The sequence below is a fragment of the Cellulomonas sp. HZM genome, from assembly GCF_000708885.1.
Lineage (GTDB): Bacteria > Actinomycetota > Actinomycetes > Actinomycetales > Cellulomonadaceae > Cellulomonas.
Window position 1 is genome coordinate 1 of the sequence record NZ_JEOE01000039.1, and the last position, 24,692, is coordinate 24,692.

The following is a 24,692-nucleotide window of genomic DNA, read 5'->3' on the forward strand; positions in this document are numbered from 1 at the left end:
GGTGGGGGCGGCGCGCGGGTGGCGAGACGCGGTTGCGGTGCGGTCGGCGGCGACGTTGAGTTGCCTGCGTGCAGCAGGTGAGCAGGGCCGACGTCGGGTTCCGGTCCGAGCGCGGGCCCGTGCTCGTCGCGATCATGGTCACGACGGGGCTCGTCGCGATCGACTCGACGATCCTCGCGACCGCGGTCCCGACGATCGTGCGCGAGCTGGGCGGCTTCACGTCGTTCCCGTGGCTGTTCTCGCTCTACCTGCTGACGCAGGCCGTGACGGTGCCGATCTACTCCAAGCTGGCGGACACGTGGGGGCGCAAGCCCGTGGTGCTCGTCGGGATCGGTCTGTTCCTGGGCGGGTCCGTGCTGTGCGGCGTGGCGTGGTCCATGCCGGCGCTCATCGCGTTCCGCGCCGTGCAGGGGCTCGGGGCGGGCGCGGTGCAGCCCATGGCCGTGACGATCGCCGGTGACATCTACTCGGTGGCCGAGCGCGCGCGGGTGCAGGGGTACATCGCGAGCGTGTGGGGGATCTCGTCGGTCGTCGGCCCGACGCTCGGCGGCGTGTTCAGCCAGTTCCTGTCCTGGCGGTGGATCTTCTTCGTCAACGTGCCGCTGTGCCTGCTCGCGGCGTGGCTCATCTGGACGCGCCTGCACGAGAGCATCGAGAAGCGCGAGCACACCGTCGACTGGACGGGCGGCGCGCTGCTCACGGGGTCGCTGAGCCTGCTCATCCTCGGGATCCTCGAGGGCGGCAACGCCTGGGCGTGGGTGTCGGTGCCGAGCGCAAGCGTGCTCGGGGCGGGCGTCGTGCTGCTCGCGGCGTTCCTGCGCGTCGAGCAGCGTGCCGCGGAACCCGTCCTGCCGTTGCGCCTCCTGTCGCGCCGGCTGCTCGCGACGAGCGCGCTCGTCTCGGTCGGCGTCGGCGTGATCCTCATCGGGCTCACGTCGTACGTGCCGTCATACCTCGAGGCGCTGCTCGGCGTCTCACCGCTCGTGTCGGGGCTCACGCTCGCGATGCTCACCATCGGCTGGCCGATCTCGGCGTCGCAGTCCGGGCGGCTGTACCTGCGCGTCGGGTTCCGGGTCACGGCGCTGGTGGGGACGACGATTGTCGTGCTCGGGTGCGCGGGGCTCCTGCTCGCGTCGTCGTCCCCGTCGGTCGTCACCGTCGGCGGCTCGTGCCTCGTCATCGGCCTGGGTCTGGGACTCACCGCGTCGCCCACGCTCATCGCCGCGCAGTCGAGCGTGGAGTGGGGGGAGCGCGGCGTGGTCACGGGAGCCAACCTGTTCGCGCGCTCGGTCGGGTCGGCGGTCGGCGTCGCGGTGCTCGGTGCGATCGTCAACGCCTCGCTGCGCGGGGTCGACGGCGACACGCATCCCGCGCAGCTGCAGGTCGCGGTGCGGGAGGCGCTCGTCGCGGTGCTCGTCGTCGCCGTGCTGACGCTCGTCGCCGCGGCCGCGATGCCGCGCGACCGGCACGCGGCTGCCGGCTGACCCGCTACTGGCGGTACGACGCCAGGAAGTTGCCGATCCGCTCGACCGCCTCGGACATCACGCGCGCCTCGGGCAGCGTGAGCAGTCGCAGGTGGTCCGGGTGCGGCCAGTTGAAGCCGGTGCCCTGCACGACGAGCACGTGCTCCGCGACCAGCAGGTCGTACACGAGCTTGGCGTCGTCGTGGATCTCGTGCACCTCGGGGTCGAGGCGGGGGAACAGGTAGAGCGCGCCGTCGGGCTTGACGCAGTCGACACCCGGGATGGACGTCAGCCCGCGCCACGCGACCTCGCGCTGCTCGTGGAGCCGGCCGCCGGGTGCGATGAGCGCGTCGATGCTCTGCACGCCCCCGAGCGCCGCCTGCACCGCGTGCTGCGCGGGCACGTTGGGGCACAGGCGGGTCGAGGCGAGCAGCGTGATCCCCTCGAGGAACCCGGTCGCGTGCGCGCGCGGCCCGGTCACGACGAGCCAGCCCGAGCGGAAGCCCGCGACGCGGTACGTCTTCGACAGCCCGTTGAACGTCAGCACCAGCAGGTCGGGTGCGACGGTGGCGAGCGGGATGTGGCGTGCGCCGTCGAACAGGATCCGGTCGTAGATCTCGTCGGACAGCAGCAGCAGGCTGTGCTCGCGCGCGATCCGGGCGATGCCCTCGAGCGTCTCGCGGCTGTACACCGCGCCGGTGGGGTTGTTCGGGTTGATGACGACGATCGCCTTGGTGCGCGGGCCGACGAGGGACTCGAGGTGCTCGAGGTCCGGCTGCCACCCGTTGCTCTCGTCGCACCGGTAGTGCACGGGAGTGCCACCGGACAGCGAGGTCATCGCGGTCCACAGCGGGTAGTCGGGGGAGGGGATGAGCACCTCGTCCCCCTCGTCGAGCAGAGCCTGCATGACCATCGTGATGAGCTCGGACACGCCGTTGCCGAGGTACACGTCGTCGACGTCGAGCTCGGGGAAGCCCGGCTCGGTCTCGTAGCGCGTGACCACCGCGCGACGGGCCGAGAGGATCCCGCGGCTCTCCGTGTAGCCGTGCGCGCTCGGGATCGCGGCGACGACGTCACGCACGATCTGGTGCGGTGCGTCGAACCCGAACGCCGCCGGGTTGCCGGTGTTGAGCTTGAGGACGCTGTACCCGTCGGCCTCGAGCCGCGCGGCCTCCTCGAGCGCCGCACCGCGGATCTCGTACAGGACGTTCTTGAGCTTCGACGACTGGTCGAGCGGGCGCAGCGGCATACCCGGAGGCTATCGCCCGAGTCGCGCGCGACCGCCGCCGCGCAGACCGCTGCGCGCCACCGTTACCCGCGGTCGCGCGCCGGGACCCGCAGGCCCGAGGCGCGCAGGCGCCGGATGAGCTCGCCCGCCGAGACGGGCTCCGCCCCGAGCGCGACGAGCCGCGCGTGCATCTCGTCGGGCACGTCGTAGTGGTCCCGGTCGAACCCGCGCTCGGGGATGCCGGCCGACGCGGCGAACGCGTGCAGCTCCGCGAGCGAGGAGTCGCTCACCAGGTGCCCCCACAGCCGCCCGTGCCGCGGCCACATCGCGGGGTCGACGAGCACGCTCACCCGCCCGAGCCTACGTGCGGACCGGGCGGACGAGCGCTCTCGTCACGACGGCGTGAACAGCCGGGCGGCGCGCTGCTCCGCCTCCGCGTACGTCTGACCGGCGCTCTGCATCGCGGTGCTGATCTGCCCGAGCGCGTGGTCGAGCCGCGTCGAGGCCGTGCCCCACTCGGCCATGAGCGCCGCGAACTGGCCGGCGGCGGCGCCCCGCCACGAGCCCTGCAGGTCGGTGAGCTGACGCTGCATCGCCGCGACCTCGGAGCGGATCGTCGCCGCCCTCGTCCGGACCGCGCCCGCCGCGGCGGTGACCTGTGCGCTGTCGACCTCGTACCTGCTCATGCGTTGCCTCCCGGCGGGTCCGGCGCCTTGCGGCGCGTGCTGAGGACCCGAACGTAGGAGGGCGCCGTCGGCACCGGCGCGCTGCGTGGGCGCGGCTGTGGGCCGCCCCTCGTGAACCGCGTGCTGTGGACGGCTGGGCCGTGCCGCGTCGCGGTCGGCCCGGGGGAGCGCGACGGGCCAGGTCAGCCCGTCGTCTCGTCTGCCCACGGTGGGTTCGGCAGGCCCTCGTCGTACTCGCTGCCGGCCCCGCAGCCGCGCACGTACTCGGACGGCATCTGCGGGTACGTCTCGAGCCAGTAGCGCCTGGCCAGCTCGGCCCCCTGCGCGGGCGAGGCGCCGAGCGCGACGGCCATGGCGGCGTCGCGCTGCATCGCTGCGCACTCCGCGTGCGCCTCGTTCTTGATCCCCGACATGTGCATCGCCTCGTGGGTCAGCACGTGCACCGCGACCACCTCGTCGGACGACGGGTCCCGCTTCGACGAGCGGAGCCACGCGCTCAGGTCGGCGCACGGCCCGCGCTTGATGAGCGTCGAGTGCTCGGGGACGCCGTCCGGCCCCCAGCGCACCCAGCCGAGCTCGGCGCCCACGTCGAGGAACGCCTGGCCCGACGTCTGGCAGTGCACGCGGACGGGCTCGCCGACGATCTTGCCCGCCGCTCCTTCGAGACGGGCCTCGAGGCGGGCGTGGGTCCAGAGCGGGACGGCGCACCCGATCGCGATCGCCACGCACAGTCCCACGCTGATGCGAGGGAACGGGCGCCTGCGCCCCAGCGAGTCCGAGCGGCGCGGCACCCACCGGATCGTCAGCAGCGCCGCGAGGGCCAGGGAGCCGACGAGCACGTAGGCGAGAGGGGGCACCCTGGTCCTATCGGACGGCCGCAGCCCGGGCTGGAGCCGCTGACCGGTCGCTCGCGTCGGCGAGCGGCGCCGAGCCGAGATCGGCTACGTCTCGTCGGCTCTCGCACCGCCCCCGTGATCGGCGTCGTCGCTCCCGTTCGCCGGCACCGCCGCGGCCGCCGCGTCGATCGCGGCCTGCTCCTTCTCCAGCCGCTGCAGCTCCGCGGACACGTTCTGCCGCGCGGGCTCCTCCCACACCGCACCCAGCGGCGAGGAGAACAGCGTCGGACGAGCGAGCAGCTTGCGCAGGATGCGCATGCGCGCGCGGACGTAGTCCTCGACCGGGAGGTGGGAGTACTCGGCGCGCAGGCCGTGCAGGTAGGCCTTGTAGCGCTGCGGCTCGGCGGCGAGCATGGCGAGGTCCGCGTCGCACAGCACCGCGCAGTCGAAGTCGGCGGGGTCGGGGTTGTGGCGCACGAGCGCCGTGACCAGGTCGTGCACGCGCTGCACGCGGGCCGCCGGGATGCCGAGCGCGGTGAGCTCCTCGACGGCGAGCGTCGCGCTCGCGGCCTCGTCCTCGCCGCCGCGGTTGGCGTACGCCTTGCGGTCGGCCGAGTCGAACACGGCTCCGTGGTACCAGGCTGCGAGGCGGACCAGGTCCGGCTCGTGCGTCTCCTCGGCCAGCTCGTCGACGCGCACCAGCACGTCGACCAGGTGCTTGAGGTTGTGGAACTCGCGGCCCTGCTCGGACCAGCGGTCGATCAGCAGCTGACCGGTGTCGCGGATCTCGTCGTCGGGCGCCGTGGCACCTGCTCCGCGTGCGCTGCGCTGGAACGCCGCCAGCAGCCACTGCGGTGCGTCATGGACGCCCATCAACCAACCCTCACGACGACGACAGGCCCCGCCATGTTAGCCCCGCCTGGAACGGTCCGCCGCAGGCGGTGTGGACGACGTCCGTCAGGTGGTCGTGGGCGCGCTCGTCGGCTCGCGCGACGGCTCGACCGTCGCCGTGGCGATCGGTGCCGCCGACGACGCGCCGCCCGCACCGGTCACGTGCAGCGGCACCGCGACCCGCACGGTCGTGCCGCCGCCGCTCGTCGCGAACAGGTCGACGGCCCCGCCGTGCGCCTCGACGATCGCCGCGACGATCGCCATGCCCAGCCCCGACCCGCCCGACGAGCGCCCGCGCGACGGGTCGACGCGGTAGAAACGCTCGAACACTCGCGTCGCGTGCTCGGGGTCGATGCCGGCGCCGTGGTCGCGCACCTCGACGACCCCGCGCGGCTGCGGCTCGGACGCGTCGACCCCCACCGCGATCTCGCAGGCCGTCCCGGGTGCGGTGTGCTGCGCGACGTTCCCGACGAGGTTGACGAGCACCTGTCGCAGCCGCGCCTCGTCGCCGTCGACCACCACGGAGGCAGGAGCGCCGGACCCGTCGAGCCCCACCACCGCCACCGCACGCGACGGGTCGAGCGCGTGCAGGTCGGACGCGGAGTCGGAGGCGAGCCGCGCCAGGTCCACGGGCTCGCGGTGCAGCGGCCGGCCCTCGTCGAGGCGGGCCAGCGCGAGCAGGTCGTCGACCAGGCCGCTCATGCGGACGGCGGACCCCTCGATGCGCTGCATGGTGTCGTCGACCTGCGCCGGGTCCGTGAGCGCACCCATGCGGTACAGCTCGCCGTACCCGCGGATGGTCGCGAGCGGCGTGCGCAGCTCGTGCGACGCGTCGGACACGAACCGTCGCATGCGGGCCTCGGACGCGGTGCGCGCGCCGAACGCCTCCTCGATCTGCGCGAGCATCCCGTTGAGGGCGTCGCCCAGGCGCCCCACCTCGGTCGACGAGGGTGCGGTCGGCACGCGCTGCGACAGGTCTCCCGCGGCGATCGCGGCGGCGGTCGTCTCGATCTCCTTCAAGGGACGCAGCGACCGTCGCACGGCCCAGCGGCCCGCGAGGGCGCCCGCGAGCACGATCACGAGCCCGGACAGCACGAGCACGATCACGAGGTCGCGCACCGTGTCCTGCACACCGCTGAGCGGCAGCGCCACGGCCACCGACCCGAAGTACTGGTCACCGTTGACGAACACGGGGTACACGACGACGCGCCACGACGCACCGGCCTTGCTGGACCGCACGGTGAACGGGTCGCCGCGGCGGTCCACCACCTGGTCGGCCGTCATCGACGGGACCTTGGGCGTGCCGTTCTCGCTCTGGACCGTCGGACGCGAGTAGCTGTTCGACAGCCCGTTCGCCGCGGTGAGCTGGATGAAGTAGTCGGTCGGGATCTGCGACCCGTCGCCACCCCACCCGCTGAACTCCGACTTCGTCAGCGCCTCCGCGGACGCGTGACCCTCGGTCACCAGCTTGTGGTCGATCTGCGAGACGAGGCTCCGCTCGAGCAGCGTCGTCGTCACGCCGCCCGCGACCAGCAGCCCGACGGCCAGCAGCGCCGTGGTGATCGCGACGAGCCGCCCGACGAGCGGCACCGCGGACCACCGTGTGCGCACCGCGGCCGGGACGACGTTCACGACTGCGCGCGCAGCAGGTACCCGACCCCGCGCTTGGTGTGGATCAACGGCTGCACGCTGCCGCCGTCGGGGGTCTGCACGTGGTCGATCTTGCGGCGCAGGTAGGAGATGTAGGACTCGACGATGTTCGCGTCGCCGCCCCAGTCGTACTGCCACACGTGGTCGAGGATCTGCGACTTCGACAGCACGCGGCCGGGGTTGAGCATGAGGTAGCGCAGCAGCTTGAACTCGGTCGGGGACAGCTCCACCTCGACGCCCGCGCGGCGGACCTCGTGCGAGTCGTCGTCGAGCTCGAGGTCGGAGTAGCGCAGCACACGCGCGTCGTCGTCGGCGTCCGCGCTGGTGCGCCGCAGGATCGCGCGGATGCGGGCGACGACCTCCTCGAGGCTGAACGGCTTCGTCACGTAGTCGTCGCCGCCGACCGTCAGGCCCTGCACCTTGTCCGCGGTGTCGTCCCGCGCGGTGAGGAACAGCACGGGCGTGTGCTGGCCCTTCTCGCGCATGCGCCGCGTCACGGTGAACCCGTCCATGTCCGGCAGCATCACGTCGAGCACCACGAGGTCCGGCTCGACGTCGCGCGCGAGCCGCAGCGCGGAGCCGCCGTCCGCCGCGGCGTGCACCTCGAAGCCCGCGAAGCGTAGCGACGTGGCGAGCAGCTCGCGGATGTTGGGCTCGTCGTCGACGACGAGCAGCGTGGCCTCCGGCGCAGTCATGCCCTCATCTTGGCGCGCGAGCCTGGGAGCCCGCTGGACGTCGGGTGGACGTGCACGTCGTGGCACGGACGGATATTTCGGACCACCCGCGCGCCGGTTGTACCGTCGTGCGGTGACTTTCGTGCTGACCGTGGTACAGAACTCGCCGGACGTCCCCCTCGACCGCCTCCAGGGCTGGTTCGCGGGTGTCGACGTCCGTGTGGTGCGCGCCGACCTCGGCGACGCCGTCCCCGCGCTCGACGAGGTCGGCGACGGGCTCGTCGTCCTCGGCGGGCACCTCAGCGTGCGCGACGACGAGACCGCGCCGTGGCTGCCCGCGCTGCGCGAGCTCCTCGCGCAGGCCACCGCCTCCGGCGTGCCGACGCTCGGCGTGTGCCTGGGCGCGCAGCTGCTCGCCGTCGCGCGCGGCGGGCGCGTGCAGGTCGCGGCCCCTCCCGGGGTCGAGGCCGGTGTGGTGCAGGTGTTCTGGCGCGCGGAGTCGGCGGCCGACGCGGTCGTCGGGCCGCTCGTCGCCGGGCTGAGCGACCGACGCGCGACCCGGCAGCCGACGCTGCACGCGGATGCGGTCGTCGACCTGCCCGCGGGCGCGGTGTGGCTCGCGTCCTCGAACCAGTACCCGTACCAGGCGTTCCGCATCGGCTCCGGCTGGGGACTGCAGTTCCACCCCGAGACGTCGGCCGAGACGCTGCGCGGCTGGGCGCTCGCGGACGGCGGCCTCGACGTCGACGACCTGCTCGCGCAGTACGCGGAGCACGAGGACGAGATCGTGGAGATCGGCGCGACGATCGCCGCCGGGTTCCTGGACCACGTGCGGGCGGTCGCGGCGGAGCGCGTCAGCGTCTGAGGCTGCCTGTTCGACCGTGGCCCGACCGTCACTCGTCGGGCGTCACCTCGGTGACGGTCCCGGCCTCGACGTGCCAGCGGCGCGTGAGCCGCACGGTCTCGAGCATCCGCCGGTCGTGCGTCACCAGCAGGATCGTGCCGTCGAACGAGTCGAGCGCCTGCTCGAGCTGCTCGATCGCGGGCAGGTCCAGGTGGTTGGTGGGCTCGTCGAGCACGAGCAGGTTCACGCCGCGCGCCTGCAGGAGCGCGAGCGCGGCGCGCGTGCGCTCGCCGGGGGAGAGCGACGCGGCCGTGCGGTGCACCTGGTGGCCCGCGAGGCCGAACTTCGCGAGCAGCGTGCGCACGTCGGCGGTGGGCCAGTCCGGCACCTCGCGCGAGAACGCGTCGAGCAGCGTGTCGTCGCCCTCGAACGCGTGACGCGCCTGGTCGACCTCGCCCACGAGCACACCTGAGCCCAGCGCCACCGTGCCCGACGAGGGCGCGAGCCGCCCCAGCAGCATCGCGAGCAACGTCGTCTTGCCCGACCCGTTCGGCCCCGTCACCGCGACCCGGTCCTGACGGTCGAGCTGCAGGTCCACCGGGCCGAGCTCGAAGTCGCCCCGCCGCGCCACCGCGGCGCGGGCGGTCGCGACGACGTCACCCGAGCGCGGCCCCGCGGCGATCGACATCTGCAGCTGCCACTCCTTGCGGGGCTCGTCGACGACCTCGAGCCGTTCGATCGCGCGATCCGTCTGCGCGGCCTTCGCGGCCTGCTTCTCGGAGGTCTCGCCGCGGAACTTCGGGATGAACTTGTCGTTGTCCGTCGCCTTGCGCCGCGCGTTGCGCACGCCCTTCTCCATCCAGGCGCGCTGGCGGCGTGCGCGCGCCTGGAGCTGCTCGAGACGGCCCGTGTAGGCCTCGTACGCCTCGCGGGCGCGCTGGCGGGCGATCGATCGCTCGTCGAGGTACGCGTCGTAGCTCCCGCCGTAGACGCGCACCTGCTGCAGGCTGCGGTCGATCTCGACGACGGTCGTCACCGTGCGCGCCAGGAACTCGCGGTCGTGGCTCACGACGACGACCGGCGCGTCCGCGCGCTGCACGAACTGCTCGAGGCGGTCGATGCCGTCGGCGTCGAGGTCGTTCGTCGGCTCGTCGAGCAGGTACAGGTCGAAGCGCGACAGCAGCAGGGCCGCGAGCCCGACGCGCGCGGCCTGGCCTCCCGACAGCGCGGTCATGGGCAGGTCGAGGTCGACGTCGAGCCCCAGGTCGGCCGCGACCGTGCCGATGCGTGCGTCGAGGTCGGCCCCGCCGAGCGCCAGCCACCGCTCGAGGGCCTGCGCGTACTCGTCGTCGGCGCCGTCCGCGCCCTCCGCGAGCCCGGTCGCGGCGGCGTCCATGCGCTGCTGGGCGTCGGTCACACCCGTGCGGCGCTCGAGATGCGCGCGCACGGACTCGTCGGCCCGACGCTCGACCTCCTGCGCGAGCAGCCCCAGCGCCGCGCCCGGTGGCGAGACCTGCACCGCGCCCTGCTCGGGTGCGCGCAGCCCCGCGAGGATGTGCAGCAGCGTGGACTTGCCCGAGCCGTTGGGCCCGACGAGCCCCACCACGTCCCCCGGCGCGACGACGAGCTCGGCGCCCGAGAACAGCTCCCTGTCGCCGAACCCTGCGGCGACCCCACGTACCTGAACCGTCGCAGTCATGGGATCCATCGTCCCAGGCGCCCGCCACTCGTTTTCCGGCCCGCCCCCGCTCAGGGCGGCGAACGTGAAGCGTTTGGTGGCTGCGAGAGGCATAACGCTTCACACAGCGGGGTGGGGTGGCCGCTACGCGACCTCCAGGTCCTCCGCACCCGTGGTCGGACCTGGAGGTCGCTGCGCTGCGGGCGGGTGCTCCTGCGTCGCCCCCACCCTCCGCTACGCGACCTCCAGGTCCTCCGCGTCAACGATCGTGTAGGAGTAACCCTGCTCCGCCAGGAAGCGCTGGCGGTGGGCGGCGAACTCCTGGTCGACCGTGTCGCGTGCGACGACCGTGTAGAAGTGCGCGGTCCGGCCCGTCTGCTTGGGGCGCATGATGCGGCCCAGGCGCTGCGCCTCCTCCTGGCGGGACCCGAACGAGCCCGACACCTGGATGGCGACCGAGGCCTCGGGCAGGTCGATCGAGAAGTTGGCGACCTTCGACACCACGAGCTTGCTGATCTCGCCCGTGCGGAACGCGTCGAACAGCCGCTGGCGCTCGCGGACCGTCGTCTCGCCCGTGATGAGGTCGGCGTCCAGGTGCTCGGCGAGCTCGTGCAGCTGGTCGAGGTACTGGCCGATGACGAGCGTCGGCTCGCCCGCGTGCTTCGCGACGAGCCGCTCGACCACCCGGTTCTTGCCCGAGGCGGTCGCCGCGAGCCGGTACTTCTCCTCGGGCTCGGCGGTCGCGTACGCCATGCGGTCGTGGTCGGGCAGGGTGAGCCGCACCTCGACGCACTCCGCGGGTGCGATGTAGCCCTGCGCCTCGATGTCCTTCCACGGCGCGTCGAACCGCTTGGGTCCGATGAGCGAGAACACCTCGTCCTCGCGCCCGTCCTCGCGCACCAGGGTCGCCGTGAGCCCGAGCCGGCGGCGGGCCTGCAGGTCGGCCGTCATGCGGAAGATCGGTGCGGGCAGCAGGTGGACCTCGTCGTACACGACGAGGCCCCAGTCGCGTGCGTCCAGCAGCTCGAGGTGCGAGTACACGCCCTTCCGCTTGGTCGTCAGCACCTGGTACGTCGCGATCGTGACCGGGCGGATCTCCTTGCGGGCGCCCGAGTACTCGCCGATCTCGTCTTCGGTCAGCGTGGTCCGCCGCACCAGCTCGTCGCGCCACTGCCGGGCGCTGACGGTGTTGGTCACCAGGATGAGTGTCGTCGTCGACGACTTCGCCATGGCCCCCGCGCCGACGATCGTCTTGCCGGCACCGCAGGGCAGGACGACGACGCCCGAGCCGCCGTGCCAGAACCCGTCCACCGCCTGCTGCTGGTACGGCCGCATCGACCAGCCGTCCTGCTCGAGCGAGATCGCGTGGGCCTCGCCGTCCACGTACCCCGCGAGGTCCTCCGCGGGCCAGCCGAGCTTGAGCAGCACCTGCTTGAGGTGCCCGCGCTCGGACGGGTGCACGACGACGTCGGTCTCGTCGAGCCGCGCCCCCAGCAGCCCCGCGGTGCGCTTCGAGCGCACCACCTCGGCCAGCACGGCCGGGTCGAGGGCGTGCAGCACGAGCCCGTGGGTCGGGTGCTGCACGAGCTGCAGCCGCCCGTAGCGCGCCATCGTCTCCGCGACGTCGACGAGCAGCGCGTGCGGCACCGGGTAGCGCGAGTACTCGAGCAGCACGTCGACGACCTGCTCGGCGTCGTGGCCCGCGGCGCGCGCGTTCCACAGGCCCAGCGGGGTCAGCCGGTAGGTGTGCACGTGCTCGGGCGCGCGCTCGAGGTCGGCGAACGGGGCGATCGCGCGGCGGCACGCGTCGGCCTGGTCGTGGTCGACCTCGAGCAGCAGGGTCTTGTCGCTCTGGACGATCAGCGGGCCGTCGCTCACGCGCTCTCCTCGGTGGTGGGGTCGTACGGGCGCACGGACGCGATGCGGTGCACGGCGACGCTCAGCTCGGACTCGCGCCGGGCGTCGACCGCGCGCAGGCGACCGCCGTCCACGCGCAGGGGGCGCACGAGACGTTCCTCGGGCCTGCCGGTCGGGCCGACGAGCTCGACCCACACCTGGGTGCGGTTCTCGGCCGCCTCGCGCAGGAGCACCAACGCGTCGCCCGGCTGGTCTGTTCCGCGGGGCGCGGGCCCGGACGTCGACACCGGAGCGGGAGCGGCGCGCGGCGTGCTCTCCGGCGTCCGGAGCCGGGCGACGACCGTCGCGAGGTCGGGTGCCGCGGGCTCCTCGGCCGTGCGCGGCCGGCCCCGCCGGTCCCGACGGACCACGCGGCGGACCTGCGGCGCGAGGTGCACGACGTGCCCGTCGGGCGTCTCCGCGACGGGTGCGAGCCCGTGCGCACGCAGCGTGTCGAGCAGCTCCCGCGCCGGCGCGGGGGAGGCCAGCACGGTGGGCGCGAGCGCGAACAGGCCGAGGCCGGACAGTCGGGGGTCGTCGGCGAGGCCCGCGAGCAGCGTCGGGTCGTCGGCCCGCAGGTACGACGAGGCCGACCCGGTGCGCAGCCGGCCGTGCGTGCGTGCGGCGTCGCGCACCAGGTACTCGAGCGGCTGGGGGACCGGACCGCGGGCGTGCACCGCGAGGTCCGCGAGCAGCGAGTCCGCGGTGGCGCCTGCGTCGAACGCCGGTCGCACCGAGTCCGCGCTGAACCGCACCGTGACGGCGCCGCCGCGCGACTCGACGTGCGCGGTGCGCTCGACCAGGTCGTCGAGCTCGTCGGACGGCCGGCCCGGCACGATGCCGGTGAGGTCGCCCTGCAGCAGGATCTCGTCGACCGCGGGCGGCAGCGCGGCGTCGAACGCGGTCGCGGCGTCGTCGGCCGACGAGAGCAGCGCGCGGCCGGCACCGCCGAGCGCACCCGCGCCGAGAACGCCCAGGGCCCCGGCCTCCTGCAGCACCGCTGCGACGGCCGACGCGGGCGGCACCGCGCGCGGGGTGCGCCACGCCAGGAGGTCGCGCACGGCGTCGTCGTCGGGTGCGGCCCCGTGCGGCAGGCCCGCGACCGACTCGAGCACCGAGCGCCGTAGGCGCGCCGCCCACGGCCGCACGAGCTCTGGGTCGAGCGCCGCACGCACCCCGCCGCCGTCGTCGCGCGTGCCGACGAGCCACGCGGCCCGCGGCGACGCGAGCCACGCGGCGGCCAGCCGCGCCCAGCGCTGGGGCAGCGGGAGCGCGGACCACTCGTCGAACGCGACGGTCGGGACGAACGACGGCTGCTCGTCGCCGTCGTCGGCCACGAGCCCGGCTGCACCGGCGACCTCGACGACGAGCGCCGCGAGCCGTTCGTCGACGTCGAGCGTCTGCACCACGCGGCGCAGCTCGCGCACACCCAGGCCGCCCGCCCGCAGCACCCCGGGCGGGGTCTGCTCCCAGGTGCGCAGCAGCCGCGCGACGAGCCGCACGAGGTGCTCGCCCGCGGCGGCGGACTCGGCGTCGACGGTCGCGCTCGCGCGGGTCGCGATCAGCGGTGCGGGCGGGCGGCTCGCGGCCGGGTGCGAACGGCCCTCGCGCAGACGCAGCGCGACGGCCCGCGGGAGCAGCACGTGGCGCGCGTCGGTGCGTGTGAGCAGGTGGTGACGCACGAGCCAGTCGATCGCCCCCGCGGCGGCGGCCGGCGCGACGCCCACGGGCGGGCCCCACGTGAGGGCGTCGAGGATCGCCTCGGCACCACGCGGAGCGTCGGCGAGCACGGACAGGTCGACGTCGCGGGGGGCGGCGACAGCCGGGGCGAGCCCCGCGGGGTACGGACCGAGCAGCTCGGCGAGACCGGGGGCGGCGTGCCGGCCGTCGTCGTCGTCCGACCACACCAGCGCGAGCGTGACGGCCTGCGCCAGCGCCGCGTCCACGAGGGGGAGGTCGTCCGCGTCCCGCGCGATCGCGGCCCGGAGGTCCACGTCCGGGCCGAGCGCGACGACCGCCTCGACCACCTGCAGCACACCGGCGTCCACGCCGGCGAGCGCCCGCTCGAGCGATGCACGGCTCGTCGCACGCACGCCCAGCGACGACACGTTCCCCGGCGCAGGGGAGGCCAGGTCGGAGCGGGCCTGCAGCAGCGCGACGAGCTCGTCGTCGGGACGGGAGCGCAGGTACGCCGTGAACGTGGACATCCGCACGATCCTACGCGGCGGGTCCGCGCCGGCGCCGGGTCGGTCGCACGCGGGTAGCGTGCGGACGACCACCGTCACCACAGGAGGAAGCCGTGCCCGAGGCCGCGCCGACGCAATCCCAGCCGCACGACCGTCTGCTCGCCGACGCCCTCGCGCAGCAGCAGGAGATCGCCGACCTGCGGCACGCGCTGCACCGCGTCCCGGAGCTGGGGCTGCACCTGCCCGAGACGCAGCGCCTCGTGCTCGACGCGCTCGCGGACCTCGACCTCGAGATCACCACCGGCGAGGACATGTCGTCGGTGGTCGCGGTGCTGCGCGGTGGCCGGCCCGGACCCGCGGTGCTGCTGCGCGGTGACATGGACGCGCTGCCCGTCGCGGAGGACAGCGGCGAGGAGTTCACGTCCGAGCACCCCGGCGTCATGCACGCGTGCGGGCACGACCTGCACGTCGCGGGGCTCGTCGGCGCGGCTCGTCTGCTCGCTGCGCGGCGCGAGGAGATCGCCGGCTCGGTGGTGCTCATGTTCCAGCCCGGCGAGGAGGGACCGGGCGGCGCCGAGCCGATGGTCGCGGGTGGCGTCCTCGACGCGGCGGGCGAGCGTGTGGTCGCGGCGTACGGCGTGCACGTCTCCTCGGCGCTCACGCCGGGCGGCACGGTGTGCGGGCGCCCGGGTGCCGCGCTCGCGGCGACCGACGACGTGCGCGTCGTCGTCCGCGGCGAGGGCGGTCACGGCTCCGCACCGCACCGCGCGCTCGACCCCGTCCCGGTCGCGGCCGAGATCGTGCTCGCGCTGCAGGCGCTGGTGACCCGGCAGATCGACCCGTTCGACCCGGTCGTCGTCACGGTGGGCTCGATCCAGGCCGGCACGGTGCACAACGTCATCCCGTCGACCGCCGAGCTGCTGATCACCGTGCGCACGTTCTCGCAGGGCACGTGGGAGTCGATCCCCGAGCGCATCACGCGCGTGTGCGAGCACGTCGCCGCGGCGCACGGGCTGACCGCGGAGGTCGAGTACCACCGGGGCTACCCGGTCACGCGCAACGACGCCGACGAGCTGGCGCGCACCGAGCGCGTCACGCGTGAGCTGCTCGGCGACCAGGCGTGGGTGCCGATGGAGCAGCCGCTCGCGGGCGGCGAGGACTTCTCGTTCGTGCTGCAGGAGGTGCCCGGGGCCTTCGTGTTCGTCGGAGCCACCCCGCCGGGGCTCGACCACACCACCGCGCCCTACAACCACTCGGCGCAGGCGCGGTTCGACGACTCCGCGCTCGTGACCGGTTCGGCGCTGCTCGCGGCGCTCGCGCTCGACAGGCTCGGGGAAGCGGTCGCGGACGGTAGCCTGGGAGGCTGACGTACCCCACCCAGCAGCACCCACCCAGCAGTACCCACGAGCAGAACGAGGTGTGCCGTGCCCACCGGCAAGGTCAAGTGGTTCGACACCGAGCGCGGCTTCGGCTTCATCGCCGACGACGACGGCGGCGAGGTGTTCCTGCACGCCTCCGCGCTTCCCGCGGGCGTCCAGCCCAAGCCCGGCACCAAGGTCGACTACGGCGTCGCCGACGGCCGCCGCGGCCCGCAGGCACTGTCCGTGAAGATCCTCGACCCGCTCCCGTCGGTCGCCAAGGTCGCGCGCAAGCCGGCCGACGACATGGCGGTCATCATCGAGGACCTCATCAAGGTGCTGGACCGCGTGGGCAACGACCTGCGCCGCGGCCGGTACCCCGAGAAGGCCCGCGCGACCCAGTACGCGACGCTGCTGCGCGCCGTCGCCGACGACCTCGAGGCCTGACATGGCGACCGCCACCAAGGATGCCGTCCTCCGCTCCGCGGTCGACCTCGCGCGCGAGGTCGCGCTCGACCTCGCCGAGAACCCCGCCGACGTCGGCGAGCACCTCGGCGTCGTCGTGGAGGGCGAGCGCCTCGTCTCGCACCGCTTCGCGTGCCTCGCCCGCGGGTATCGCGGCTGGGAGTGGACCGTCACGGTGTCGCGCGTGCCGCGCGGCCGTGTCGCGACGGTGTGCGAGGCGGAGCTGCTGCCGGGCGACGACGCGATCCTCGCCGCGACGTGGGTGCCGTGGTCCGAGCGGCTGCGCCCCGGCGACGTCGGCCCCGGAGACGTCCTGCCGTTCCGCGCCGACGACCCCCGCCTCGAGCCCGGCTGGACGCCCACGGGCGACCCCGAGCTCGACGAGGTCGCGATCGACGAGCTCGCGCTCGCCCGCGTGCGCGTGCTGTCCCCGCAGGGCATCGACGAGGCGGCCGAGCGTTGGTACCGCGGCTCGCACGGGCCGACGACGCCCGGTGCGGTCGCGTCCGCCGCGGCGTGCATGACCTGCGGATTCGTCGTCCCGCTGCAGGGGCGGCTCGGAACGATGTTCGGCGTGTGCGTCAACGAGTGGTCGCCCGACGACGGCAAGGTCGTGAGCCTGGACCACGGGTGCGGCGCGCACTCGCAGACCGGTGCGGAGGCCGGGCCGAGCGACTGGCCCGCACCCGACCCGCTGATCGACGAGCTCGCGATCGACGTGCTGCCCCCGCTCGGCGGTCCGGTCGCGGTCGACGGCGCGGCGGACGAGGTCGCGACGGACGCGAGCCTGACGGACGACAGCCCGGCCGACGACCCCGTCGCCGACGACCCCGCAGCCGACGACCCCGCAGCCGACGAGCCCGCAGCCGACCAGCCGGTCCACGACGAGCCCGTCGCGGACGACGAGGCCGACCCCCGGGCGTGAGCGCCGACCCCTTCGGCACCGCCGCGCTGCGCGCGGCCGCCCTGGGGGCGTGGACCGCGTCGCCCGCACGGCTGCGCGAGGACGCGAACGTCGAGGAGGACCACGCCCGCGGGTACTACCGCGACCGCGTCGTCGTCGAGCTCGCGCAGAACGCCGCCGACGCCGCGACTCGCGCCGGCGTCCCCGGCCGGCTCCTGCTGCGGCTGACGCACGGCACGGGCCGGCCGACGCTCGTCGCCGCCAACACCGGGGCGCCGCTCGACGAGGCCGGGGTCGCGTCGCTCGCCTCGATGCGCGCGTCGTCGAAGCGGGACGCGACCGACCGGCTCGTCGGCCGGTACGGGGTCGGCTTCGCAGCGGTGCGTGCGGTGTCCGACGACGTGAGCGTGCTCTCGACGAGCGGCGGAGTGCGCTTCGGGCTGCGGGACACCGCACAGCTCGTCGCCGACGCGGCACGCGAGCACCCCGCGCTCGCGGACGAGGTCCGCCGCCGCGACGGCTCGCTGCCCGCGCTGCGCCTGCCCCTGCCCGCGGACGGCCGCCCGCCCACGGGCTACGACACCGCGGTGGTGCTCGAGCTGCGCGACGAGGTCGCCGCCGACGAGGTGCGCGCGCTGCTGCTCCAGGTCGACGACGCGCTGCTGCTCGCGCTTCCGGGCCTCGTCGAGATCGTCGTCGAGGACGACGACGCCGCGCCGCGCCGGCTCGCGGACGTGCAGGACCGGTGGACGGTCGTGACCGCCGAGGGTGAGCTGCCCCTCGCGCTGCTCGCCGACCGTCCGGTGGAGGAGCGCTCCGCGCGGTCGTGGCGCGTGACGTGGGCGTTGCCCGCGGCGGGGACGTCGGGCTCGTCGGCGGGCTCGTCGGCGCGACCCGGCGCCGCCCGCGTGGTGCACGCGCCCACGCCCACCGACGAACGCCTCGACCTGCCCGCGCTGCTCGTCGCGACGCTCCCGCTCGACCCGACGCGCCGCCACGTCGCCCGCGGCCCCCTCACGGACGCGCTCCTGGACCACGCGGCGCAGGCCTACGCCGAGCTTGCCGAGCGCGCGGACGACCCGCTCGCCCTCGTCCCCACAGGCCTCGCAGCCGGTCCGCTCGACGACGCGCTGCGTCCCCGGCTGGTCGCCGCGCTCGCCCGTCGGCCGCTGCTCGAGCGCGCCGACGGCACGGGCATGGTCGCGGCGCCGCTCGCGGTCGCGGTCGACGGGGACGTGCCGCCCGCCGCGCTCGCGGCGCTCGGGCGCCGGGTGGCCGGGCTCGTCGTCGTCCCGCCCGGGCGGCGGTCGCAGGCGCGGTCGCTCGGGGTCGAGGTGAGGCCTCTCGCCGACCTCGTCGAGGAGCTCCCGGCGCCCGACGACGGCGCTTGGCGCGAGCTCTACGACGCGTTGGACGCGCTCACGGTCGACGACCGGGCGCGCGAGGCGCTCGCTTCGCTGCCCGTCCCGCTCGTCGGCGGCCGCGTGGTGCGCGGCGCGCGCGGGACGGTGCTCGTGGCCGACGAGGTGGCGCGGGAGCTGGGCGGCGACGTGCTCGCGTCGCTCGTCGGCTGGGGCGTCCGGCTCGTCGACCCCGCCGCCGCGCACCGGTTGCTGGTGCGTGTGGGCGCCGCCGAGGTCGATGCGGTGGGGCTGCTGCGGCGCCCCGAGGTGCGGCGCGTCGGCCTCGACGAGCCGGACGACGACACCGTCACGACGACCGTGCTCGCGCTCGCGGCCGCCGCGGAGGACACCGGCCTGCCCGCGGACGTGCGGGCGTGGACCGGGCTGCTCGAGCTCACGGCCGCCGACGGCGAGCCGACCCCCGCGGACGGCCTCGTGCTGCCGGGCTCGCCGGCCGCGGCGCTGCTCGACGACCGCGTGATGGCGCCCGTCGCGCTCGACCTCGTGGACCGCTGGGGCGCGGACGCGCTCGTCGCGCTCGGGGTCCGGCGCGACGTCGTCGTGGTGGCCGTCGAGGACGTGGTGGCCGATCCCGCGGTGCTCGAAGCGGGGCCCGACGACGACCCGTCGGTGCTCGTCGCGCAGTCGCTCGACGGGTGGGAGCAGTACCTCCGCCATCTCGCGGAGGCGCTCGGGCCGGGCGCGTACGCCGGCCGGGTCGCGGCGGTCGCAGACCTCGACGCTGTCGACGACGCGCGCTGGCCGGACCTGCTCACGCGCCTGGCCGAGGACCCCGAGGCTCGGCGCGCGCTCCTCGACCCGGTGCGCGGCGAGGACGGGACGTCCGCGCCTGGGTACGCGGCGTGGTGGCTGCGCACGCGCGCCGGTCTCGGCCTGGGGCGACCGTTCGCGCTCGGGGGTCGTCGCGACCCGTTGCTGCGCCCCGCACCGGGCGTCGTGGCGGGGCTCGACGACGCGGTGCAGCGAGCTCTCGGGGGAGTCGCCGGTCCGTCGGAGCTGGACGGCGCAGCCTGGACCGCTCTGCTCGACGGGCTCGTCGTGGGGGCGGCCGTCGAGCCCGCGGTCGCGGCCGCGGTGTGGCGGTGGGCCGCCCCCGACGAGCCGCCCGCGCACGTGCCCGCGCTCGTCGGCCCCGGGGAGGTGCGCGTGGTCCGGTCGGCCGACGCGGCCGTCGCCGACTCGCCGATGTGGTGGCAGCGGACGGACCTCGCCGCGATGGTCCCCGCCGCGGACCCGGCCGCCGCGGCGCACGCGCTCGACCTGTCGCGCTCCGGCGACCTCGCGGACGGCGTGCTCGACGTCGGCGCGCGGGCCGACGAGGGACGCCCGGCCGCCGTGCCCCCGGGCGTCCTGGAGGTCCTGCCCGACGTCGAGGGCGCGTCGACCACCTGGTTCGAGCACGACGAGCTGCGCGTCGACGGTGTCGACGTCGAGTGGTGGGTGGCCGACGGCGTGCCGCACGCGGTGCACGCCGCGGGTCTGGCGGCGGCGCTCGCGCAGGCCGCGGGGCGCTGGGACCTGCGGTTCGCGGTCGAGGCGGTGCTCGCCGACCCCTCGCGCGCGGCCGATGCGGTGCTGGGGTCGGTCGTCGAGCCCTGACGGTGCTCGCTCCGGTCCGCTCCGGTCCGCTCCAGTCCGTTCAGGCTCGCTCTGGCTGTGGGCAGTCTCGCTCAGGGGCGGTGCCGGACCGCCCAGTCCCGGCCCAGCAGACCGAGCGCGGCGCCGGCGGCGCAGACGGCGACGGGGATCCCGCCGACGGTGCCGGTCGCCAGGAGGACGAGCGTGACGACGAGCGCGGCGACCCACACGAGCGTGCCGACGGTCATGACGCGGACGAAGTCGACCTGGAACGGTTCGACGGGCGGGTGGTCCTCGGGCACGCGTGCAGCGTAGTCCGGTGCGCGTCGCCGGGTGGCCGGCGTCACCTGTGTCAGCGGCGGACCGCGGCCACGATCGTCTCGACCGCGGGCACCAGCTGCCCGAAGCTCGTCGCGTACGTCCTGCGGTCGCCGCCGTAAGGGTCGACGACGTCGTCGTCCTGCGGGCGCGCGGCGGGGGTCATCCCGCGGCGCATCGTCGCGAGCCGCACGAGGGCGGTGAGTCGGTCCGCGGTCGTCGCACCCGCGCCCGGCAGGTCGGCGGGGTCGACGCCCGCCGCCAGCCGCGCGAGCTCGCGCAGCGTGAACGTCCGCCGCACGGCCGCGGGGAACAGCTCCACGACGGCCGCGCGGTGCTGGCGCGTGGCCGCGAGCACCAGGTCGCTCGCGGCGACCATCTCGGACGTCAGCGCACGCGCGGCGAACTCGCCGGGCACACCGCCCCGGGACGCGACGAGCTCCTGCATCTCGAGCGTCATCGGGCTCCCGACCACCGCCCCGACACCCGCCGACGACACCTCGATGGCCGGCGGCAGGCCGCGAGGGGCCGCACCGCGCCAGGTCGCGCCGAGACCTGCTGCGAGCAGGCGCTCGATGGCCGGCGACCGGCACACGTTGCCGGTGCAGACGGCGAGGACGCGCACGGGCTGGGCTGTCGGCACGGGGTCATTCTGCCGACGCATGCCCGCGTCGGGGCCTCGCTGCGTGGACCGTGGACCGATCGGGGCAACGCCAGGCCCGAACTCCACCCGCCGGGGTGATGCGCGACAGCGCCGGACGTGGTCGAGCTGGACGTCTGACCAGCACGTCTACACGTCGGAAACACATGTCTGACACACTTCGCGCCATGGCTTCGACCGAGAAGGCGGCCCCCGCCGCGCCCGCGCGCCCCACCAACGCGCTCGACCGCTACTTCAAGATCAGCGAGCGTGGCTCGACGATCGGCACCGAGGTCCGTGGTGGCCTCGTCACGTTCTTCACGATGGCGTACATCATCGTGCTCAACCCGATCATCCTGGGCGGCAAGGACGGCACCGGCGCGTCGCTCGCCTCGCCGGCGACCATCGCCGCCACGACCGCCCTGGTCGCGGGCGTCCTGACCATCCTCATGGGGACCGTCGCCAACTTCCCGCTCGCGCTCGCCACGGGCCTCGGCATCAACGCCGTCGTCGCCGTCTCGATTGCCGCGCTGCCCGACATGACGTGGGCCGACGCCATGGGCATCGTGGTGATGGAGGGCGTGATCATCCTGATCCTGGTGCTCACCGGGTTCAGGCAGGCGGTGTTCAACGCGGTGCCGGTGTGGCTCAAGACCGCGATCTCGGTCGGCATCGGCCTGTTCATCGCGTTCATCGGGCTCGTCGACTCGGGATTCATCCGCAGCACGGGCGTCGACAGCCCGCCCGTGCAGCTCGGCCCCGCCGGATCGATCTCCACGTGGCCTCTGCTCGTGTTCGTCGTCGGGCTGGTCCTGATGGTCGTCCTCATGGCCAAGAAGGTCCGCGGCGCGATCCTCATCTCGATCGTCGTCACGACGATCGTCGCGATCGTCGTCGAGTCCATCGCCAAGGTCGGCGGAGCGTTCGGTGCGGATGGCACGCCGAACCCCGCGGGGTTCCGCCTCAATGTCCCCAAGTGGCCGACCACCATCGTCGACACCCCGGATTTCGGCCTGCTCGGCCACTTCTCGCTGTTCGGCTCGTTCCACAAGATCGGCGTCGTCGCCGTCGTCCTGCTGGTGTTCTCGCTGCTGCTCGCGGACTTCTTCGACACGATGGGCACGATGGTGGCCGTCGGCTCCGAGGCCGGCCTGCTCGACGAGAAGGGCAACCCGCCGCGCACGCAGCAGATCCTCGTCGTCGACTCGATCGCCGCCGCCGCCGGTGGCGCCGCGGGCATCTCGAGCAACACCAGCTACATCGAGTCCGCCGCGGGTGTCGGCGAGGGCGCGCGCACCGGCCTCGCGTCGGTCGTCACCGGCATCGCGTTCCTGCTCGCGACGTTCCTCGCGCCGCTCGTCAAGATCATCCCGTCGGAGGCCGCCGCTCCCGCGCTCGTCGTCGTCGGCTACCTCATGGTCACGCAGGTGTCCGGCATCGACTGGAAGAGCTACGAGATCGCCGTGCCGGCGTTCTTCACGATCGTGCTCATGCCGTTCACGTACTCGATCACCGCGGGCATCGGCGCGGGCGTCATCTTCTACGTGATCCTGCAGGTCGTCGTCGGCAAGGCGCGCAAGCTGCACCCGCTCATGTGGCTCATCGCGGCCATGTTCGTCCTGTATTTCGTCCGCGGTCCGCTATCCAACTGGTTGGGATGACTTGGACTGGTGCGTGGTGGCTGACGTGCCCGGTCCGATCGAGGGCCTTTGATCTCGACCGGACCGAGCACGTGTGTCGCCGCTGGCTACCGTGGTCAGGAGGAGGGCGATCTCAACCGATCGTCCGCGCTCGGCTCACACGCGTGTGCACAGAGTGAAGGTCGGCGTGCTACTTGCCGAGCTGGTGCCCTTGTACGCGATAACCGTTGCGTCCGCTCGAAAGCATGTGTCCTGATAGATGATCGGCCGGGAGCCGTACGGCTGAACCCAGTAGTCGGTCTCCTCGGAGAACGAGATGGTGTCCTCACCCGTGTGGGTGAAGGAACTCCCCGAACCGTAAGAGGTCGTGGCGGTCGCACGCTTGACGGAGCCGCAGGAGTACGTTCCACCGACACCCACTGCCCAAGGTAGTCCAGCCGTCATTGACAGGCTCCCGCCGCATCTGTAGTCGTACCAACGCTGCGTCATGGTGAGTTTCGTGACAGAAGTCGGGGGAAATACGGCGCTGCACCCGCTCTCGTTCCTGAACGTCGCGACCGTGATCCGAGGCTTCTCGAGTCGGCGGTTGTCGTAGACGTGCAGGGTCCCTCCTGCTCGCGTCGCGATGGTGAACTTCGCCGTCGCACTCATGGTGACCTTCGCACAGGTTCCGATTGACGAAAGGCTCACCCACTTGGTGGAGGTGACCGTTCTGCTGTACGTGGTGGCGGCGTTTGCGGAAGTCCCAACGAGCGTGGCGCCCGCAGCGAGCGCAAGCGTGGCACTCGCGACCGCGAATCGGCGTGCAATCTTCATTATTTCCCCCATCATCTCTGGATCATTCGGACACGGACCGTCCCAGGTGCCAGTTCCTTGCCGCAATGGCGGTCTCGCAATCTGAGACCGAATCGACCTGCGGTTGTCGCGGCCGGGGTGACGGACACGGACGGCCGCATCTGTAGGCTCCTGGTGACCACGGACCCCGAGGAGAACCTGTGCGCATCAGTGTCATCGGCTGCGGCTACCTGGGCGCGGTGCACGCCGCCGCGATGGCGTCGCTCGGCCACGAGGTGGTCGGGATCGACGTGGACGTCGCGAAGGTCGACGCGCTGCGCGCGGGCAAGGCGCCGTTCTACGAGCCGGGTCTGCCCGAGCTGCTGACGTCCGCAGGGGCGACCGGCCGGCTCTCGTTCAGCACCGAGATGGCGGACGCCGCGGGCGCGGACGTGCACTTCTTGTGCGTGGGCACCCCCCAGAAGCGCGGCGAGTTCCGCGCGGACCTGCAGTACGTCGAGGCGGCGTTCACCGACCTCCTGCCGCACCTGGGCGCAGGCGACCTGGTCGTCGGCAAGTCGACCGTCCCGGTCGGGACCGCGGAGGACCTGGCGGCACGGCTCGAGGGGACCGGCGCGACGCTCGTGTGGAACCCCGAGTTCCTGCGCGAGGGCTTCGCCGTCAAGGACACGCTGCACCCCGACCGGCTGGTCTACGGCCTGCCGACGACCGACGGCGTCCCGACCGACGACGGCGCCCGTGCGCAGACCCTGCTCGACGAGGTCTACGCCGCGCCGCTCGCCGAGGGCACGCCGCTCGTCGTGACCGACTACGCGACGGCCCAGCTCGTCAAGGTCGCGGCCAACTCGTTCCTCGCCACCAAGATCTCGTTCATCAACGCGATGGCGGAGCTGTGCGAGGCCACCGGCGCGGACGTCACGCAGCTCGCGGACGCGATCGGGTTCGACGACCGCATCGGCCGGCGGTTCCTCAACGCGGGCCTCGGCTTCGGCGGCGGCTGCCTGCCCAAGGACATCCGCGCGTTCATGGCCCGCGCCGGCGAGCTGGGGGTCAGCGACGCGCTCGGGTTCCTGCGCGAGGTGGACTCGGTGAACATGCGCCGACGCGTGCGCGTCGTCGACCTCGCGCGCGAGGTGTGCGACGGCTCGATCGTCGGCCGCCGCGTCGCGGTGCTCGGTGCCGCGTTCAAGCCCAACTCCGACGACGTGCGCGACTCGCCGGCGCTGTCCGTCGCCGAGCAGATGCGCCTGCAGGGCGCGCACGTGACCGTCACGGACCCGCAGGCGGTGCCTAACGCCGCAGCGCGCTGGCCGGAGCTGCGGTTCGCGGACTCGGCGCTCGACGCAGCGCGCGACGCCGACGTGGTGCTGCTCGCGACCGAGTGGGACGACTACCGGTCGATCGACCCGGCCGCGCTGGGTGCGGTCGTCGCGCACAAGCGGATCCTCGACGGCCGCAACGTCCTGGACCCTGCGGCGTGGCGCGCGGCGGGCTGGACGTACCGAGCCCTCGGCCGCCCCTGACGCCCGGCCCCACCC

20 protein-coding genes are annotated in these 24,692 nt (G+C 74.0%); 8 read left to right on the forward strand and 12 right to left on the reverse strand.

Annotation, left to right across the window (positions count from 1 at the left end; genetic code table 11):
* The first annotated feature begins 134 nt into the window (after window positions 1–134).
* Window positions 135–1,484, forward strand: a complete 1,350-nt coding sequence (locus AW16_RS0114525) for an MFS transporter (protein ID WP_369794796.1) — start codon at window positions 135–137, stop codon at window positions 1,482–1,484.
* Window positions 1,485–1,488: 4 nt separating this feature from the next.
* Here the strand turns inward: AW16_RS0114525 and AW16_RS0114530 are convergent, their stop codons facing one another.
* The 7 genes from AW16_RS0114530 to AW16_RS0114565 form a co-directional block, all read right to left on the reverse strand.
* The gene (locus AW16_RS0114530) at window positions 1,489–2,712 is read right to left on the reverse strand and encodes a pyridoxal phosphate-dependent aminotransferase (RefSeq protein WP_029291570.1); all 1,224 of its coding nucleotides are present in this window, start codon (window positions 2,710–2,712) and stop codon (window positions 1,489–1,491) included.
* Window positions 2,713–2,774: 62 nt separating this feature from the next.
* Window positions 2,775–3,041: a DUF4031 domain-containing protein gene (locus AW16_RS0114535; RefSeq protein ID WP_029291572.1), complete on the reverse strand. Its 267-nt coding sequence runs from the start codon at window positions 3,039–3,041 to the stop codon at window positions 2,775–2,777.
* A 42-nt stretch (window positions 3,042–3,083) separates the two neighbouring features.
* Window positions 3,084–3,377 (reverse strand): WXG100 family type VII secretion target, encoded by a 294-nt coding sequence (locus AW16_RS0114540; protein ID WP_029291574.1) that lies wholly within the window; start codon window positions 3,375–3,377, stop codon window positions 3,084–3,086.
* 182 nt (window positions 3,378–3,559) lie between these two features.
* Window positions 3,560–4,234: a hypothetical protein gene (locus AW16_RS0114545; RefSeq protein WP_029291576.1), complete on the reverse strand. Its 675-nt coding sequence runs from the start codon at window positions 4,232–4,234 to the stop codon at window positions 3,560–3,562.
* Between the two features lie 84 nt (window positions 4,235–4,318).
* A complete protein-coding gene (locus AW16_RS0114550) occupies window positions 4,319–5,086 on the reverse strand; it encodes a hypothetical protein (RefSeq protein WP_051681979.1) in 768 nt (255 codons plus the stop codon).
* A gap of 84 nt (window positions 5,087–5,170) precedes the next feature.
* Window positions 5,171–6,736, reverse strand: coding sequence for a cell wall metabolism sensor histidine kinase WalK (locus AW16_RS0114560; RefSeq protein WP_081861708.1), 1,566 nt, complete (start codon window positions 6,734–6,736; stop codon window positions 5,171–5,173).
* Window positions 6,733–7,449, reverse strand: coding sequence for a response regulator transcription factor (locus AW16_RS0114565; protein WP_029291582.1), 717 nt, complete (start codon window positions 7,447–7,449; stop codon window positions 6,733–6,735). The genes AW16_RS0114560 and AW16_RS0114565 overlap by 4 nt, the downstream gene beginning before the upstream one ends.
* Before the next feature lie 112 nt (window positions 7,450–7,561).
* Between AW16_RS0114565 and AW16_RS0114570 the strand changes: the two genes are divergently transcribed.
* Window positions 7,562–8,293 carry a type 1 glutamine amidotransferase gene (locus AW16_RS0114570; protein WP_231496076.1) on the forward strand — a complete coding sequence of 244 codons (732 nt, stop codon included), beginning with the start codon at window positions 7,562–7,564 and terminating at the stop codon, window positions 8,291–8,293.
* A 28-nt stretch (window positions 8,294–8,321) separates the two neighbouring features.
* Here AW16_RS0114570 and abc-f read toward each other — a convergent pair whose 3' ends face one another.
* The 3 genes from abc-f to AW16_RS0114585 form a co-directional block, all read right to left on the reverse strand.
* Complete coding sequence (gene abc-f, locus AW16_RS0114575; RefSeq protein WP_029291586.1) at window positions 8,322–9,971, reverse strand: ribosomal protection-like ABC-F family protein; 1,650 nt, start codon at window positions 9,969–9,971, stop codon at window positions 8,322–8,324.
* A 213-nt stretch (window positions 9,972–10,184) separates the two neighbouring features.
* The gene (locus AW16_RS0114580; RefSeq protein WP_029291588.1) at window positions 10,185–11,828 is read right to left on the reverse strand and encodes a DNA repair helicase XPB; all 1,644 of its coding nucleotides are present in this window, start codon (window positions 11,826–11,828) and stop codon (window positions 10,185–10,187) included.
* Window positions 11,825–14,053, reverse strand: a complete 2,229-nt coding sequence (locus AW16_RS0114585) for a helicase-associated domain-containing protein (RefSeq protein ID WP_029291590.1) — start codon at window positions 14,051–14,053, stop codon at window positions 11,825–11,827. The genes AW16_RS0114580 and AW16_RS0114585 overlap by 4 nt, the downstream gene beginning before the upstream one ends.
* Before the next feature lie 92 nt (window positions 14,054–14,145).
* On the opposite strand from AW16_RS0114585, the gene AW16_RS0114590 reads away from it, so the two are divergent.
* The 4 genes from AW16_RS0114590 to AW16_RS0114605 are packed head-to-tail and all read left to right on the forward strand — an operon-like array spanning window position 14,146 to window position 19,782.
* Window positions 14,146–15,399 (forward strand): M20 family metallopeptidase, encoded by a 1,254-nt coding sequence (locus AW16_RS0114590; protein ID WP_231496077.1) that lies wholly within the window; start codon window positions 14,146–14,148, stop codon window positions 15,397–15,399.
* Window positions 15,400–15,456: 57 nt separating this feature from the next.
* Window positions 15,457–15,837, forward strand: coding sequence for a cold-shock protein (locus tag AW16_RS0114595; protein ID WP_029291593.1), 381 nt, complete (start codon window positions 15,457–15,459; stop codon window positions 15,835–15,837).
* Between the two features lies 1 nt (window position 15,838).
* Window positions 15,839–16,780 carry a DUF3027 domain-containing protein gene (locus AW16_RS0114600; RefSeq protein WP_034649421.1) on the forward strand — a complete coding sequence of 314 codons (942 nt, stop codon included), beginning with the start codon at window positions 15,839–15,841 and terminating at the stop codon, window positions 16,778–16,780.
* The gene (locus tag AW16_RS0114605; protein ID WP_034649424.1) at window positions 16,777–19,782 is read left to right on the forward strand and encodes a sacsin N-terminal ATP-binding-like domain-containing protein; all 3,006 of its coding nucleotides are present in this window, start codon (window positions 16,777–16,779) and stop codon (window positions 19,780–19,782) included. The genes AW16_RS0114600 and AW16_RS0114605 overlap by 4 nt, the downstream gene beginning before the upstream one ends.
* 71 nt (window positions 19,783–19,853) lie before the next feature.
* Here AW16_RS0114605 and AW16_RS0114610 read toward each other — a convergent pair whose 3' ends face one another.
* Together AW16_RS0114610 and AW16_RS0114615 are read right to left on the reverse strand one after the other, a co-directional pair.
* Window positions 19,854–20,063, reverse strand: a complete 210-nt coding sequence (locus AW16_RS0114610; RefSeq protein ID WP_029291599.1) for a DUF2530 domain-containing protein — start codon at window positions 20,061–20,063, stop codon at window positions 19,854–19,856.
* A gap of 50 nt (window positions 20,064–20,113) precedes the next feature.
* The gene (locus tag AW16_RS0114615; protein WP_029291602.1) at window positions 20,114–20,722 is read right to left on the reverse strand and encodes a protein-tyrosine-phosphatase; all 609 of its coding nucleotides are present in this window, start codon (window positions 20,720–20,722) and stop codon (window positions 20,114–20,116) included.
* A 185-nt stretch (window positions 20,723–20,907) separates the two neighbouring features.
* Here AW16_RS0114615 and AW16_RS0114620 point away from each other — a divergent pair, with 185 nt between their 5' ends.
* The gene (locus AW16_RS0114620) at window positions 20,908–22,380 is read left to right on the forward strand and encodes an NCS2 family permease (RefSeq protein WP_029291604.1); all 1,473 of its coding nucleotides are present in this window, start codon (window positions 20,908–20,910) and stop codon (window positions 22,378–22,380) included.
* Between the two features lie 974 nt (window positions 22,381–23,354).
* Complete coding sequence (locus AW16_RS0114630; RefSeq protein ID WP_029291608.1) at window positions 23,355–24,677, forward strand: UDP-glucose/GDP-mannose dehydrogenase family protein; 1,323 nt, start codon at window positions 23,355–23,357, stop codon at window positions 24,675–24,677.
* The last annotated feature ends 15 nt before the right edge of the window (window positions 24,678–24,692 follow it).

Bases quoted from the DNA above. Each gene is read 5' to 3' on its own strand.
- AW16_RS0114530 (WP_029291570.1), bottom strand. From the start codon at position 2,712: ATGCCGCTGCGCCCGCTCGACCAGTCGTCGAAGCTCAAGAACGTCCTG.
- AW16_RS0114550 (WP_051681979.1), bottom strand. From the start codon at position 5,086: ATGGGCGTCCATGACGCACCGCAGTGGCTGCTGGCGGCGTTCCAGCGC.
- abc-f (WP_029291586.1), bottom strand. From the start codon at position 9,971: ATGACTGCGACGGTTCAGGTACGTGGGGTCGCCGCAGGGTTCGGCGAC.
- AW16_RS0114565 (WP_029291582.1), bottom strand. From the start codon at position 7,449: ATGACTGCGCCGGAGGCCACGCTGCTCGTCGTCGACGACGAGCCCAAC.
- AW16_RS0114540 (WP_029291574.1), bottom strand. From the start codon at position 3,377: ATGAGCAGGTACGAGGTCGACAGCGCACAGGTCACCGCCGCGGCGGGC.
- AW16_RS0114525 (WP_369794796.1), top strand. From the start codon at position 135: ATGGTCACGACGGGGCTCGTCGCGATCGACTCGACGATCCTCGCGACC.
- AW16_RS0114600 (WP_034649421.1), top strand. From the start codon at position 15,839: ATGGCGACCGCCACCAAGGATGCCGTCCTCCGCTCCGCGGTCGACCTC.
- AW16_RS0114585 (WP_029291590.1), bottom strand. From the start codon at position 14,053: ATGTCCACGTTCACGGCGTACCTGCGCTCCCGTCCCGACGACGAGCTC.
- AW16_RS0114620 (WP_029291604.1), top strand. From the start codon at position 20,908: ATGGCTTCGACCGAGAAGGCGGCCCCCGCCGCGCCCGCGCGCCCCACC.